This window comes from Adlercreutzia sp. ZJ154, assembly GCF_011039055.1.
Taxonomy (GTDB): domain Bacteria; phylum Actinomycetota; class Coriobacteriia; order Coriobacteriales; family Eggerthellaceae; genus Adlercreutzia_A.
Genome location: NZ_JAAKEF010000001.1, coordinates 152,693 through 167,897, shown reverse-complemented (window position 1 = coordinate 167,897; position 15,205 = coordinate 152,693). Strand labels below are relative to the sequence as shown.

Genomic DNA, 15,205 nt, shown 5'->3' with positions numbered 1-15,205 from the left:
GTGTGTATGAGCGAACCTCTCGTAAAATCCATTTGCATGAATGAAGAGGATATTGATCGCGCACTTACGCGCATGGCACATCAGATCCTCGAAGCAAATCACGGCGCAAAAAGTTTAGCGCTTGTGGGCATTGTTACACGCGGAGACATTTTGGCGAAGCGCCTGCGCGAACGCATTGAAGAAATTGAAGGCGTTTGTGTGCCGCTAGGCAAATTAGACATCAGCTTCTACCGCGACGATTTTATGACGCACTTTGCCCCCGAAGTGCTAGGTACAGACATTCAATTTAACATAGATGGTAAAACCATAGTGCTAGTTGATGATGTACTTTACACCGGTCGCACAATTCGTGCGGCGCTTGATGCATTGATGGATATCGGTCGCCCTGCGGCGGTACAACTTGCGGTGTTAGTAGATCGCGGGCATCGCGAACTTCCCATACGCGCAGATTATGTAGGTAAAAACGTACCGTCAGCAGCAGATGAAAGCGTAAGACTTTTCTTACAAGATGTAGATGGTAAATCGGCGGTGGAAATTCTGGATGTTGATCCGGGTGGGCGCGCGGGAGCGGCGCCTCTAGGCACAAAGGAGGATACGGAATAATGGCTTTCCCGCACAAGCATTTAATTGACATCTCGGAATATTCAGCAGATGAAATAATGCTGCTATTGAAGACAGCCGAGAGATTCAAAGAAGTGAATGAGCGTCGCATCAAGCAGGTGCCGACACTAAAAGGCGCAACTATTGTGAATATGTTTAACGAGCCTTCTACACGTACACGCTCGTCGTTTGAAATTGCTGAGAAGCGCCTTTCTGCCAACAGTTTAAATTTCGGTGGAAGTTCCACATCTACAGTTAAAGGCGAAAGCTTATCCGATACGGTGGAGACACTTTGCGCCTACAAAGTGGACATGATAATTGTGCGCGATAAGCATGCAGGTGTACCGCGTAAAATTGCCGATTTATCTGGCGTGCATGTAATAGATGCAGGAGACGGCAAGCATCAGCATCCGACACAGGCTTTGCTTGATCTTTATTCCATCTGGGAACACAAAGGCAAGTTTGAAGGGCTAAATGTTGGCGTTGTGGGCGATATAAGCCACTCGCGCGTATGCGGCTCTCTTATTCCTGCGCTAAAAATAATGGGCGCTAATGTTTGTGTTATAGCACCGCCTACTTTGCTTCCGGCTGACGTAGCCACACTTGGTGCTGACAGCGCTACTAGCGATCTAAACAGCGTTCTTCCCGACCTAGACGTTGTTTATATGCTGCGCGTCCAGCGCGAACGTTTGGAAGGTGCGCCATTTCCTAGTTTGCGTGAATACAATATGTTGTTTGGGCTTACAAAAGAGCGAGATCATTTAATGAAGCCAGATGCTATTGTATGCCACCCGGGTCCCATTAATCGTGGCGTGGAACTAGATAGCTTTATGGCAGATCACCCCAAGCGTTCAGTAATTCTAGATCAAGTTTATGCAGGCATTCTCGTGCGCATGGCTGCGCTATATCAGCTTTTGGGAGGTACAAACGATGGCATTGATGCTTAAAAATGCGCGCGTAATCGACCCGCAGGTAGAACTTGACGAGGTAATCGATTTACTTGTGCGCGACGGACGTATTGTTGAGGTAGACAAAAATCTTTCTATGGAAAAGGGTGAAGAGGTAGACCTTAGCGGAAAGATTTTGGTACCGGGGCTTGTAGACATGCATGTGCATTTACGCGAGCCGGGTTTCGAACAAAAAGAAGATATAGCAAGCGGCACTAGGGCGGCGGCGCACGGTGGTTTCACGGCAGTATGCGCTATGCCCAACACTAATCCAGTAATAGATAATGCTGTCGGCGTAGAGTATGTGAAAGCGCGTGCAGCGCAAGTAGGCAAATGCCGCGTTATTGTTTCTGGGGCATGCACTAAAAATCTTGAAGGCGAAGTATTGTCCGAGATGGGCGATATGATAGCGCACGGTGCAAAAGCGTTTACCGATGACGGGCACGGTGTGCAAGACAGCGGTATGATGCGCCGCGTACTAGATTACGCTTCTCAGTTTGACCGCGTGGTTATGGTGCATTGTCAAGATAACTCCCTTGTGGGCGAAGGTCAGGTAAATGAAGGCGTGGCATCTACTCGCCTTGGCATGTTTGGCTGGCCAGCAGAGGGCGAAGAGCTAGAAATTGCACGCGACATAGCTCTTTGTAGATTAACTGGTTGCCCGCTTCATATTCAGCATATAACTACTGCTCGCGGTGTCGAAATGGTAAGAGCAGCTAAAGCGGAGGGGCTACCTGTTACTTGCGAAGTTACGCCACATCACATGTTCTTAACAGAAGATGATATTGACGATACATACCCCACTTCCCTTAAAGTAAATCCGCCGCTGCGCACTAAAGCTGATGCTAAAGCGCTAATTGAAGGTGTTGTAGACGGAACTATTGATGCCATAGTTACCGACCATGCTCCACATACCGATTGGGAAAAAGATAGAGAATTTGAGCTTTCGCCTTTCGGAATGATTGGACTTGAAACATCACTTGGCTTGGTGCTTACAAATTTGGTGAATAGCGGCGTAATAGATTACGCGCGCATGATTGAACTTATGGCAATAGCGCCGCGTGCTATATTGCGCGAAGACCCTGTGCGTATAGAAGCGGGAAGCATTGCCGACTTCACAGTGATTGATCCCGATAAAAAGTGGAATGTATCTCGCGATAATTTCTATTCAAAAGCCGGTAATTCAGGTTTCTTAGGGTTTGATTTAGTAGGGTGTGCCACCGATGTATATGTTGGCGGCTATGCAACATTGCGTGATGGGAAGATAGTTGAGTAAAGCTAGTGAAGCATTATTGTCGGGCACCTCTAAAGCTACAAGGTGCCCGGCACTGTTGGTGCTAGAAGATGGCAGCGCATTTTCTGGATTTTCGTGTGGTACTAAAGGAGAGATTTTTGGGGAGGTGTGTTTTAACACCTCTGTTGAAGGTTATTTAGAAGTTATAACCGATCCTTCTTATGCGGGTCAAATAATAACCATGACTTATCCGCAAATAGGAAACTATGGCGTTGACGTGCAGGATGTACAGCGCGATACGCCCGCATTGCGCGGACTGGTTGTATACGATATGTGCAGCACGCCCTCTAGTTGGCGAAGTGTAGTTAGTTTGCCCGATTATTTGGCAGAACATGGTGTGGTAGCAATTGAAGGCATAGATACAAGAGCGCTTGTAAGACACATTCGTGAATCTGGAGCTATGCGTGGTGGTATTTCTACAGAAGACTTGAATGTTGAAAGCCTACTTAATAAAGTGCGCTCTCAAAAAAGCATTGTGGGAGAAAACTTGGTTGCCAGTGTCTCTTGCGATGCTATGCGTGCGGCTCCACATGTACCGACAAATCACACATTCGCTTTGAGCGAAGCGCAGCCGCGTCAATTCAAAGTAATTGCATATGATTGCGGAGCTAAAGATTCAATATTGCATTCATTAACATTGGCAGGATGTGAAGTTGTTGCAGTTCCATGGAATACGCCGGCGCAAGATGTTTTAAATATGCAGCCCGATGGTGTATTTTTATCGAATGGTCCGGGAGATCCGGAGGCGGTTCAACAAACATATGATCAAGTGGCAAAACTTATGGGTAAAGTGCCAATTTTTGGAATATGCTTGGGGCACCAAATGTTGTCGAAAGCAGCTGGAGCTAAAATAGAAAAGCTGAAATATGGTCATAGAGGTGGCAATCATCCTGTGGTCAATCTACTTAGCTCTCGCGTGGAAATAACTGCTCAAAATCATGGGTTCGGGCAAGTCTTTCAAAGTTTAGGTGAAATTATTCCAGAACAATCAGCAGGGCATGCGCAGCACTTCGACGATTTGCGCGAGTGGGCTGCATTGGGTGTAGCACCCGTTGTAAAAAATGAACGCTATGGACGCATTCGCTTAACCCATGTGAACTTAAACGATGGCACGCCTGAAGGAATGGAGTTTTTAGATATTCCGGCTTTCAGTGTGCAATATCACCCGGAAGCCTCTCCGGGTCCTACCGATTCGCATTATCTATTTACGGCATTTATGCGTCTTATGGCAGGAGATTCAGACTATCTGAATATTGATATAGCCCACGATCGTTTGCAGGGATGGAAGTTTGCTTGCGAGGAGGCCGCTAATGCCAAGGCGTAATGATATAGAAACCATTTTAGTAATAGGAAGCGGTCCGATTGTTATAGGTCAAGCATGCGAATTTGACTATTCAGGTGCGCAGGCATGCAAAGTTCTTTCGCAAGATGGCTACAAAGTTGTGCTTGTTAATTCAAACCCAGCCACCATTATGACCGACCCCGAATTGGCTGACAGAACATATATTGAACCTATTACTGCTGATGCGATTCGCGACATTATTAAGAAAGAACGCCCCGATGCGCTGCTTCCAACCTTAGGTGGTCAAACTGCGCTAAATGCCGCAGTTGAACTTGCTGAAAAGGGTATTTTGGATGAGTTCGGCGTAAAAATGATCGGGTGCGATTTGGCTGCTATTCAGCGCGGTGAAGATCGCAAGGTCTTCAACGAATGCATGGCTGAACTCGGAATTGAAACAGCGCGTAGTGGTTATGCATACTCTGTTGAGGATGCAAAAAAGATTGTGGCGCAAATTGGCTTTCCTGTTGTACTGCGACCTTCGTTTACACTGGGCGGCGCTGGTGGTGGCATAGCTCATAACGAAGAAGAATTAACGCGCATAGTTTCTCAGGGTTTAGAGTTATCGGTTACATCTGAGGTTTTGGTTGAAGAATCTATTGAGGGTTGGAAAGAATACGAGATGGAGGTTATTCGCGATAGCGCCGGAAACGGCATTATTGTGTGCTCCATAGAAAACCTAGACCCAATGGGTGTCCATACGGGCGATTCAATAACCGTTGCGCCGGCGCAAACTTTAACCGATATTGAATACCAACGCATGCGTGTAGCTTCTCTGGCAATTCTAGAACGCATAGGGGTGGAAACTGGCGGCAGTAATGTGCAGTTTGCCGTAAACCCGCAAAACGGTCGCATGATTGTAATAGAGATGAACCCGCGCGTATCTCGTTCTTCGGCGCTAGCTTCAAAAGCTACTGGTTTTCCTATAGCGAAGGTGGCGGCAAAGCTTGCTGTGGGTTACACCTTAGATGAAATATCAAACGACATAACAAAAGTAACACCGGCATGCTTTGAGCCCGCTATAGACTATTGTGTGGTGAAAGTTCCGCGTTTTGCTTTTGAAAAATTCCAAGGTTCTGACGACACTTTATCTACAAGGATGAAGGCTGTTGGAGAGGTTATGGCTGTTGGGCGTACATTTGAGGAAGCGTTTGGAAAAGCAATGCGCTCACTTGAAAATGGACGCGCGGGGGCGCTATCTTCTGGCAATATTTCAGATCTTGATGAATTGCGTGAATTGATAAGTCGTCCTACTCCAGAGCGCATTTTCCATATTATGGATGCGCTTTGGGCGGGCATGTCATCTTCCGATATTTGCGAGATAACTCGTATAGATTCATTCTTTGTACAGCGTATGGCTGATATGGCAACCATTGGACGCAATTTGGAAAATATGCGCTTAGATGAACTAGATGCGGATGCGATGCGCTTGCTTAAACAATACGGTATTTCTGATGTTGAAATAGCGCGCGCCACACATGCAAGTGAAGCAGAGGTTCGCGCAACACGTAAAGCGCTAGGGGTAATACCTGCCTTTAAGGCGATAGATACATGTGCTGCCGAATTTGAATCCAGCACCGATTATTTCTATAAAACTTACGGTGCAAGTGAAAGCGAAATACGCACTTCCAATAAGCCGCGAGTTATCATTTTAGGGGCAGGACCAAACAGAATAGGTCAAGGTATCGAATTTGATTATTGTTGCGTTCATGCTAGCTATGCGCTTGCAGAACGTGGATTTGAAACAATAATGGTTAACTGCAACCCCGAAACCGTTTCCACCGATTACGACACTTCTGACAAGCTGTATTTTGAGCCGCTAACATTTGAAGATGTAATGGATATAGCAGATGTTGAACATGCAAGCGGCGTAATAGTTACTTTAGGTGGACAAACGCCACTGAAATTGGCACGCCGTCTTCAGGATGCAGGCATTCCCATAATGGGAACATCTCCCGATTCAATCGATCTTGCAGAGGATCGCGATAGATTTGCAGCGCTTTTGGATAGATTGGCGATATCTTATCCGCCCGCCGGAATGGCTCATACTTACCAGCAGGCTGTGCAGGTGGCAGATAAAATTGGCTTTCCGCTGCTTGTGCGCCCAAGTTATGTGCTTGGTGGCAGAGGCATGGCTATTGTCTATGATGGTGTGCAGCTTGAAAAATACATGGGTGAAGCCGCGCGAATATCTCCAGATCATCCTGTGTATTTAGACCGCTTCTTAGAGGGAGCAGTAGAATTAGACTTAGATGCAGTTTGCGATGGCGAAACGGTATACATCGGTGGCATTTTAGAGCATATCGAAATGGCGGGTATTCATTCGGGCGATTCTGCGTGCTGCATTCCGCCATTTGCATTGCCAGAGGCTATTCAGCAGCGCTTGCGCGATATAGCGCGTATGCTTGCGCTCGAATTGGGCGTAATTGGACTTCTGAATATTCAATTCGCCATAAAAGATGGCATAGTGTATGTAATAGAAGCAAACCCGCGTGCCAGCCGTACAGTACCGTTTGTTTCGAAAGCTACCGGAGTACCGCTTGCTAAGGTGGCAGCGTGTGTTATGTCTGGTGAAAAGTTAGTCGATATGAATCTTCCACCCGATACGCGGCTTTTAGATCACTTCTGTGTGAAAGAGGCTGTTATGCCTTGGGGCAGATTCCCCGGATCAGATGTGGTACTTGGACCGGAAATGCGCTCTACCGGCGAAGTTATGGGAGTTGCACGCAATTTCCCACTTGCTTATATGAAAACTCAACTTGCTATAGATTACGAAATGCCCAAAGGTGGTAAAGCGTTTATTTCTGTAAATGACCGCGATAAGAGAAACGTACTACCCATAGCTAGAAATATTAAGCGTCTTGGCTTTGAAATTTTAGCAACACAGGGAACAGCGCGTGCATTGCGGGCTGCTGGTGTAGAATGCGAAGAAGTTGGCAAGATTTACGAAGGCTCAAGCGATATAACGGCATCCATTGCTGCAGGAGAGATTTCTATTATTATAAATACTCCAATGGGTTCTGCTACGCGAGGTGATGGATACGAACTGCGAGCAGCAGCTGTGCGTCATGGCATAACATGTGTTACTACTTTAGCAGCGGCGCAGGCTTTTGTAGCAGGTATGGAAGTGGCTTCAGAAAGCAATTTTGAAGCGGTGTGTTTGCAAGATCTACCTAGATGGAGATGATGCACCTTGAGCGGATTATTTGATGAAATAGGCGAGGTCAAGCAGAACTTACAAGTTGGTCCCAATCTGTATCTTTTAAGTATGCTTGCACCTAAAACTGCTAGTAAGATACTTCCCGGTCAATTTGTACATATGCAGATATCTACAAACCCAGCACATGTGCTCAGGCGACCATTCTCTATTTATGCGGCAAATCCTGAAAATGGAATGATTGACATTTTGTATCAGGTTGTTGGCAGCGGTACGCGCGAGATGACGTTTTGGCAAGCGGGCGATAAAGCACCTATGATTTCGCCTGTAGGGCGTGGGTGGACACTGTCAGACGATATTCATAAAGCTTTGCTTGTTGGTGGTGGAGTAGGAGCTGCTCCTCTCTACATGCTCTGTGTTGCGCTATGTAAAAGCGGAGTGCAAGTTGATGTCGCTTTGGGTGCGGGTTCTTCAAATAGTTTAGTATGCCTAGATAGATACAATGAACTTGCTATGCCTAAACTTCGCGTGCTGTGCGCAACCGATGATGGTAGTTACGGAATTTCTGGGTTCTGTACATCCATTGCCCAAGATGCCCTGCAATGCGCCGCAGATTCTGATGCTCCTTATGATTATGTAGCTACATGTGGTCCAGAGCCTATGATGAAAATAGTTGCTAATTTGGCGCGCGCTGCTAACGTGCGTTGCGAAGTTTCGCTTGAGCGCCGTATGGCTTGCGGTATTGGGGCTTGTCTTTCGTGTGTGGTTGATACTAAAGATGGCAAAAAACGTGCTTGTGTGGATGGTCCAGTATTCGATGCGCAGGAGCTACTATGGTAAACATGAGCGTCAATTTAGGCGGGTTACACATGAAAAACCCTGTAACCACAGCTTCTGGTACTTTTGCTGCCGGGCTTGAATATTCCGACTTTATAGATGTGGCGGCTCTTGGTGCTGTAACTACTAAAGGAGTTTCTCTGAACGGGTGGGAAGGCAATGCTAGTCCGCGTATCGCCGAAACACCTTCTGGCATGCTGAATTCTATAGGATTGCAAAATCCCGGAGTAAACCATTTAATACAAAATGAAATACCTTGGTTAAAAGCTAAAGGTGCAAGCGTAATTGTTAACGTATCCGGGCACAGCATCGATGAATATGTCCAAGTTATAGAGGCTTTAGAACCGCATCCTGTAGATGCTTACGAAGTGAATGTATCTTGCCCTAATGTAGATGCAGGCGGCATGACAATGGGGTGCAGCCCAGTCTCTGTCGGGCAAGTAGTTCAAAAGTGTAGGTGCGCTACGTCGCGTCCGTTAATTGTGAAGCTAACACCTAATGTTGGCGACATAACAGAAATCGCTAAAGCAGCAGAAGCATCCGGGGCTAATGCCATTTCGCTTATCAATACTCTTTTAGGCATGGCAATAGATGCCCGCACACGAAAGCCTAAACTTGCACGCGTAGTGGGTGGTTTATCAGGACCTGCAGTAAAACCTGTAGCGCTTCGTATGGTTTGGGAATGTTCGCATGCCGTATCTGTTCCCATACTTGGAATGGGTGGCATATGTACCGGTGAAGATGCTGTTGAATTTATGCTTGCAGGCGCTACTGCTGTAGCAGTAGGTACTGCGAACTTTACAAATCCGCACGCTAGCGCCGATGTTGTAGATGGTATCAGTCATTATTGTGAGATGTATGGCGTAAAAGACGTAAACGAATTGATAGGAGCACTGGAATGCTAAATCATTTCAATGAAGAATCTCGCAAAGATAGAGTTATTGTCGCGCTCGACTGTGAAGCTGATAAAGCGATTGCAATTGCTTATGAATTAGCTGGTGTTGCTTCTTGGGTAAAGATTGGTATGACGCTATATTATGCGTATGGTACCGACCTAATCAAAATGCTGAAGCAACGCGGTTATAAAGTATTTTTAGATCTCAAATTCCACGATATTCCGCATCAAGTTGAAGGTGCTGCCAGATCGGCGGCGGAATCGGGTGCGGATATGTTAACCATGCATACATCCGGCGGTGTCCCTATGATGGAAGCCGCACAGCGCGGGGCAATAGCTGGTGCCAGCAATATTGGAAGCAGCGTACCTGTAACGCTTGGCATTACGGTATTAACGTCAATGGATGAGACTACGCTTAACCAATGTGGAGTTGCGCGCCCTATGCAAGATCAGGTTCTCGCTCTGGCCGATCTTGCAGTAGATGCTGGGATATCGGGCGTTGTTGCTTCGCCTATAGAAGCCGCTGCCCTTCGTGCGAAAATGGGAGAGAATGCCTATATTGTATGTCCGGGCGTGCGTCCCGCTGGTTCTGCACTTGGCGATCAAAGCCGTGTAGCAACGCCTTCACAAGCATTCGATAATGGTGCTTCACACATTGTGATAGGTCGTCCAATTACAGATGCTGACGATCCGATAGCAGCCTTCTGCCGCATAGCAGAAGAATTAAACTAGCGAAACTAAAAGGCTGCAACTATGAGCAGAGGTCATCTAATAGTTATATCCGGGCCTTCTGGGGCAGGAAAAGGCACGCTGGTAAAGCGTTTAATTCAAGATGTAGCAAATACATGGATTTCTGTGTCTGCAACAACGCGCCCGCCGCGCCAAGGAGAACGTAATGGTCGCGAATACTTTTTTATGTCGCGCGAAGCTTTTGAGAAAGCAATAGAGCAAGATCGCTTTTTGGAATGGGCTGAATACGACTCGAATTTGTACGGCACACCTATAGGTTCTGTTCTTGAACATATTGATGCAGGTGATGAGGTAATTTTAGAAATAGAAGTACAAGGTGCTGCAGCTGTAAAAAAGCGTATGCCTGAATGCAAAATGGTATTTGTAGAGCCACCATCTCTTTCCATACTCGAAGAGCGCCTAAGGGGTAGGGGAACTAATAGCGAAGCATCCATTCGAGCTAGAATGGAAACCGCAAAACTGGAGCTTTCGCGCAAATTAGAGTATGATAAATTGCTTGTGAATGATGACCTTGATACCGCAGCGAAAGAGCTTGCGGATTATGTGACCGGTTTGACAGATTAGATTTGAGGCAAGAAGACATATGAGCATAATCGAACCACCTATCGACGTTCTGCTTGAAGAGGCTGATAATGATCGTTTTTTGCTGTGCACGCTAGCTTCTAAACGTGCACATGATATTAACGACATGATGCGTGGTCAGCGAGATCGCGCTATTGCATTGCAAACAGCAGTTGAAATTGCTCGTGCTGCTGACACAAAGCCGCTTACAATGGCGTTTAATGAAATAGCACGCCATGATGTGTCGTATAATCCCGAAAGCATAGATGTTCATAATCACTAATTTTATTGAGAACAGTTTACGCTTTGATTATGTATCAGCGAGTAATACTAGTTCATTACCACGAAATCGGGCTTAAGGGCAAGAATAGAGGGTCTTTCGAGCAGAGGCTTCTTAAAAACTTGAAGTTTCTTCTTGAAGGTTTTCCTGTAGTTGATATTCATAGAATTTCTGGACGGCTTGTCGTTTTTCTTAAAGAAGGCACAAGTCTTCATATTGCCTGTGCATGCGAAGAAATAATTGCGCAGATACCCGGGGTGGCGCGTGCATCTTGCGGTTTTAAATGCCCGCGAAATATGGATGATATTGGACAAGCTGCTATAAATGCTTTGGCTGAGGTGCAAACATTTGAAACCTTTAAGGTACAAGCACGACGTAATCATACCGATTTCGAGATAGATTCTATGCAAATTAACCGCGATATTGGTGCGATTTTGTGTGAGGCTTATCCTACCAAGCATGTAAAGATGAAATCTCCCGATGTGCAAGTTGATGTAGAGGTTATACAAAATAGCGCGTTTGTGTACGCAAAAAGTATCGTTGGCATAGGCGGCTTACCGGTGGGAAGTTCGGGGCGCGTTGTGTGCCTGCTCTCATCTGGCATCGATTCACCTGTTGCTTTATGGCGCCTAGCGCGTCGCGGAGCCAATTGTATAGGCGTTCATTTTTCGGGTGCGCCCGTTACGAGCGACACATCAGAGTATCTCGTAGACGACATTGCGCATGTTCTAGAGAAAACAGGATGTATATCTCGTATATACACTTGCGCTATGGGCGATTATCAGCGCGAAATATCGGTATTAGCTCCGCCACCGCTTCGTGTAATTCTGTATAGGCGTCTTATGTTTAAGACAGCAGAACGCATAGCGCACATAGAAGGTGCGCGTGCTCTTGTTACAGGCGAGAGTTTGGGACAAGTTGCATCGCAGACACTAGATAATATAGCCGCAACAGATCAATCTGTTAATCTGCCAATTCTGCGACCACTTATTGGTACAGATAAGCAGGAAATAATTGCTCAGGCACAGCAGCTTGGCACATTTGAGATTTCTTCTCAGGATGCTCCCGATTGTTGTACATTGTTTATGCCGCGCTCTCCTGAAACGCACGCAAAGATAGATGCTGTTTTGCAAGCGGAAAGCGAATATCCACTAGAGAATTGGGTAGAAGAACTTGCAAGCAATGCATGTGTACATGAATACAATTCACCATTACTAAAACGCAAGAATTAGCCCTCTTACTGCACGTATTTATATAGCGTCAGATAAGTGCCAGAATTATGCACGATATTTGCAAGGTTTCTGTAAGATTTATATTGAAATAAATTCGCATTTTATTTAGTAAAAGATAGTTTTGATATTGAATGCATACTGCCATGTACGCATAAATTTATAGTAATTAATCTTGCATTTCTATAACGCCTACGTTAGATCTAATATCTACACTTCCAAGGAAACCTAAGTTTTGGAGGCGAAAATGGGTTTCCAAGATTATTCGGAAAGTGCGAAATCAAAACTACACCTAGGACAAATACGTCCACAGATAGTAATAGGAATTGCTGCAATATGCGTCGTAGCATTAGGTGCTCTGCTTTTTGGTTTGAAGAGCGTTGCTGATACAAGCAACTTTCAAATTGTTGAAGCTCAAGCAGCAGAGACTACAGAAGATGCGGGGGTACAAGTAGAAGATGCTAAAGAAGCAAGCATCTTTGTCCATGTAACAGGTTGTGTTCTTAACGCTGGTCTTTATGAATTAACTGATGGTGCACGAATAGCTGATGCTATAAGTGCTGCTGGTGGTTTTTCTGATAATGCCTGTACAGATGCGTTGAATCTTGCACAAGTGTCACTGATGGAGAACAAATCTCAGTACCCAGCAAAGAAGACATGGCGCAAATTTCTGCTGCTACAACAGCCCCTGAAAACACTTTGTCTGCATCTAGCCAAACATCGAACGGTGTGCAGTCTTCAAAGGTAAACATCAACACAGCTGATGCTGCGCAATTACAGACAATAAGTGGAATTGGTGAGTCTAAAGCAAAGAAGATAATCGCCTATCGCGAATCAAACGGAAAATTCAAAAGTGTAGAAGATTTAACAAATGTATCGGGTATAGGCGAGAAAACGCTCGAATCAATACGCGACCAAATTTGTGTATGATGAAAAAGACAAGCAACGCACTTATATCCGAGGAAAGACCCACTAAACCGGGTCTTTCGATTTTACTCCCATTTGCTTTATTGCTTTGGCTAGCATGTGCGCTTACATACAACGCATCGTTTCTATTGAGTATTGATAGCTGTATCCGTTATTCACTTATAGCTGCAGTCGCATTTCTTGTTGCGTCTTTACTTTGCATATCGAAAAAAATTCGTCCACTTGCACTGATGTGTATTTCGCTATCACTAGGTTGCGCTTTTGGCTTTTTCGGTGCAGGCGCAATACATAGTAAAGCAGACGCAGCAATAAGGGATAGTGGTCAGTGGCACCTATCGCTTATTTCAGATGCCAAAGATGGTGCTTTTGGGTCTTCTGCATACGCACTATCGTGTGGTCCACACAATCAGACAGCTAAAATATTCGTTCAATTCCGCGAAAATGTAGAACTGTTTCGTGGGGACGAATTAACACTAAGTGCCTCTCCTAAAACTATTAAAGAATCAAGTTCTGAGTTTTATTGGAGTCAAGGAGTAGGCTGTTCGATAACAGCGGATACATACGAACTTGTTGTGCGCGATGGTATTATTTCGGCTTTACAAAATATAAGGAAACAAGCTATTAGTCTGTTTGGGGAATTTGGTGGGGACCAAGCGGGATTGTTGCAGGCTTTAGCTTGCGGTTATAGACAAGGCATTGAAGACAGTGGAATTTATGAATATTACAAAAGGTGTGGCTTAGCACATCTTGTAGCTGTATCAGGTGCACATCTTGGCATTGTCACCATTCTTTTTCGTTGGCTGCTTAGCTTTCTTAAAATGCCACGTATTGCTGTAACTATTATTCTTATAGCGTTTGTTTTAGCTTACTTAGTGCTTGCTGGTGTACCAATATCTGCGCTACGTGCGGCTTTTATGGTTGTACTGTCGCTCTTATCTCCCTTTGCTAAACGCCGAGATTCCGCAATAAGTGCTCTAGCATTATGCATAATTGTATTTATTTGCACCGATCCTGCAGTTTCAATATCTGCTTCGTTTGTATTATCAGTTGGTTCAACTTTGGGAATTTTGCTATTTGCAGGGCTTGTGTCATCTTGGTTTTCCTCTTGTCCTAACTCTATCCGCAAAACGATAGGCGCTCCTATCGGAATGACACTAGCTTCAAATGTAGCAACTTTGCCGTATTCCATGGCTTTATTTTCGCAACTTCCACTAGTTGCACCTTTGGCAAACATCGCAGCAACTCCGCTGTTTACTATATCCTGCGTTGGTGCCTTACTGGGCGCAGTAATTTCATGTATGTTTCCAGCGGCAGCTGCAGTTATAGTTCAGCTGGCGGCAATTTCTGTAATGCCATTAAGCGTGGCAGTAGAATTTTTAGCAGACATTCCTTTTGGATGTATTGCCATTAGCGTTTCGCCGTGGGCAATGCTTTTGCTGAGTGTTGCAATGTGTTTTACTCTTTGGTTTCTCTGGCCTAGCTTGCACCTAAATGTTGCTATGGTATTTTTTATATGTTCGTATGCTGCCGTAGCAATCTTTATATTTCTGTCTCCATTAACAAAAGCCGACGAAATAGTGATGCTTGACGTTGCGCAGGGCGATTCATTCCTTGTGCGCAGTAAAGGTTCATCTATTCTTATAGATACAGGAAATCAAGACAGTTTGCTAAAAGAGGGTTTGGCAAATTTAGGAGTATATAAACTTGATGCGGTAGTTATAACCCATCCAGATGACGATCATTGTTCTTCTTTAGAATCGCTATCTACGTATATGCAAATTGATAGAGTATATTCATCTAAATTTTTGCTCAATTGTGAATGCGAAAATTGCTCTGAATTACGTAATTCAGCTGAACGCGCTAGTGATAGTGAACTGCAAGGACTTAGCGTTGGCGACACTCTTAAAGTTGGCATTTTTTCGCTTCGCGTTATATGGCCCAACGAGTACAAAGACAAAGGAGGAAACTCCGATAGTGTTTGTCTGTTATGCGAAGCAGATTGCAATAGCGATGGTATATGCGACTACAAAACTTTGTTCACAGGAGACGCCGAAGCCGAACAGTTAGATGAATTACTTAATTCGGGCAGCGTAGGCGATATTGATGTTTTAAAAGTTGGACACCACGGTTCAAAAATTTCTTTGACTAAAGCTATATCAAATAAATTGCAGCCGGAAATAGCATTAATAAGCTGTGGTGCCAATAATAAATATGGACACCCATCCGATGAAGCACTGGAATGCCTAGATACATCAAAATGCATTATGCGCACAGATATAAATGGACAAACTTCCTTAACTTTCAAGGAGGAAGGCATAGAAATTAAATCTAGCTCTTAATAAGTTGCTGACATCTTATATACGAGATGCGCCTCGCTGGTTTAGAATGA

Annotated in this window: 14 protein-coding genes; all 14 read left to right on the top strand. The window is 45.0% G+C overall.

Annotated features, from left to right (window positions below):
* Positions 1–6 precede the first annotated feature (6 nt).
* The 14 genes from pyrR (at position 7) to G7Y37_RS00725 (ending at position 15,155) form a co-directional block, all read left to right on the top strand.
* Positions 7–603 (top strand): bifunctional pyr operon transcriptional regulator/uracil phosphoribosyltransferase PyrR, encoded by a 597-nt coding sequence (gene pyrR, locus G7Y37_RS00790; protein ID WP_165060275.1) that lies wholly within the window; start codon positions 7–9, stop codon positions 601–603.
* A complete protein-coding gene (locus G7Y37_RS00785) occupies positions 603–1,547 on the top strand; it encodes an aspartate carbamoyltransferase catalytic subunit (protein WP_165060274.1) in 945 nt (314 codons plus the stop codon). Before pyrR ends, G7Y37_RS00785 begins: the two co-directional genes overlap by 1 nt.
* Positions 1,531–2,823 carry a dihydroorotase gene (locus G7Y37_RS00780; RefSeq protein WP_165060273.1) on the top strand — a complete coding sequence of 431 codons (1,293 nt, stop codon included), beginning with the start codon at positions 1,531–1,533 and terminating at the stop codon, positions 2,821–2,823. Before G7Y37_RS00785 ends, G7Y37_RS00780 begins: the two co-directional genes overlap by 17 nt.
* The gene (gene carA, locus G7Y37_RS00775) at positions 2,816–4,165 is read left to right on the top strand and encodes a glutamine-hydrolyzing carbamoyl-phosphate synthase small subunit (protein WP_165060272.1); all 1,350 of its coding nucleotides are present in this window, start codon (positions 2,816–2,818) and stop codon (positions 4,163–4,165) included. The genes G7Y37_RS00780 and carA overlap by 8 nt, the downstream gene beginning before the upstream one ends.
* A complete protein-coding gene (carB, locus tag G7Y37_RS00770; RefSeq protein ID WP_165060270.1) occupies positions 4,152–7,367 on the top strand; it encodes a carbamoyl-phosphate synthase large subunit in 3,216 nt (1,071 codons plus the stop codon). Before carA ends, carB begins: the two co-directional genes overlap by 14 nt.
* 6 nt (positions 7,368–7,373) lie before the next feature.
* Complete coding sequence (locus tag G7Y37_RS00765; protein ID WP_241155937.1) at positions 7,374–8,177, top strand: dihydroorotate dehydrogenase electron transfer subunit; 804 nt, start codon at positions 7,374–7,376, stop codon at positions 8,175–8,177.
* Positions 8,171–9,079 (top strand): dihydroorotate dehydrogenase, encoded by a 909-nt coding sequence (locus G7Y37_RS00760; protein ID WP_165060268.1) that lies wholly within the window; start codon positions 8,171–8,173, stop codon positions 9,077–9,079. Before G7Y37_RS00765 ends, G7Y37_RS00760 begins: the two co-directional genes overlap by 7 nt.
* Positions 9,073–9,801, top strand: coding sequence for an orotidine-5'-phosphate decarboxylase (gene pyrF, locus G7Y37_RS00755; protein WP_165060266.1), 729 nt, complete (start codon positions 9,073–9,075; stop codon positions 9,799–9,801). The genes G7Y37_RS00760 and pyrF overlap by 7 nt, the downstream gene beginning before the upstream one ends.
* 21 nt (positions 9,802–9,822) lie before the next feature.
* Entirely contained in the window at positions 9,823–10,383 is a 561-nt protein-coding gene (gmk, locus tag G7Y37_RS00750; protein ID WP_165060264.1) for a guanylate kinase, read from the top strand.
* A 19-nt stretch (positions 10,384–10,402) separates the two neighbouring features.
* Positions 10,403–10,663 (top strand): DNA-directed RNA polymerase subunit omega, encoded by a 261-nt coding sequence (locus G7Y37_RS00745; protein WP_165060262.1) that lies wholly within the window; start codon positions 10,403–10,405, stop codon positions 10,661–10,663.
* A gap of 23 nt (positions 10,664–10,686) precedes the next feature.
* Entirely contained in the window at positions 10,687–11,892 is a 1,206-nt protein-coding gene (gene thiI / locus G7Y37_RS00740; protein WP_165060260.1) for a tRNA uracil 4-sulfurtransferase ThiI, read from the top strand.
* A 244-nt stretch (positions 11,893–12,136) separates the two neighbouring features.
* Positions 12,137–12,637, top strand: coding sequence for an SLBB domain-containing protein (locus G7Y37_RS00735; RefSeq protein WP_165060258.1), 501 nt, complete (start codon positions 12,137–12,139; stop codon positions 12,635–12,637).
* Positions 12,619–12,819 (top strand): helix-hairpin-helix domain-containing protein, encoded by a 201-nt coding sequence (locus tag G7Y37_RS00730; protein WP_165060255.1) that lies wholly within the window; start codon positions 12,619–12,621, stop codon positions 12,817–12,819. The genes G7Y37_RS00735 and G7Y37_RS00730 overlap by 19 nt, the downstream gene beginning before the upstream one ends.
* Positions 12,819–15,155: a DNA internalization-related competence protein ComEC/Rec2 gene (locus tag G7Y37_RS00725; RefSeq protein ID WP_206214052.1), complete on the top strand. Its 2,337-nt coding sequence runs from the start codon at positions 12,819–12,821 to the stop codon at positions 15,153–15,155. The genes G7Y37_RS00730 and G7Y37_RS00725 overlap by 1 nt, the downstream gene beginning before the upstream one ends.
* Positions 15,156–15,205 lie beyond the last annotated feature (50 nt).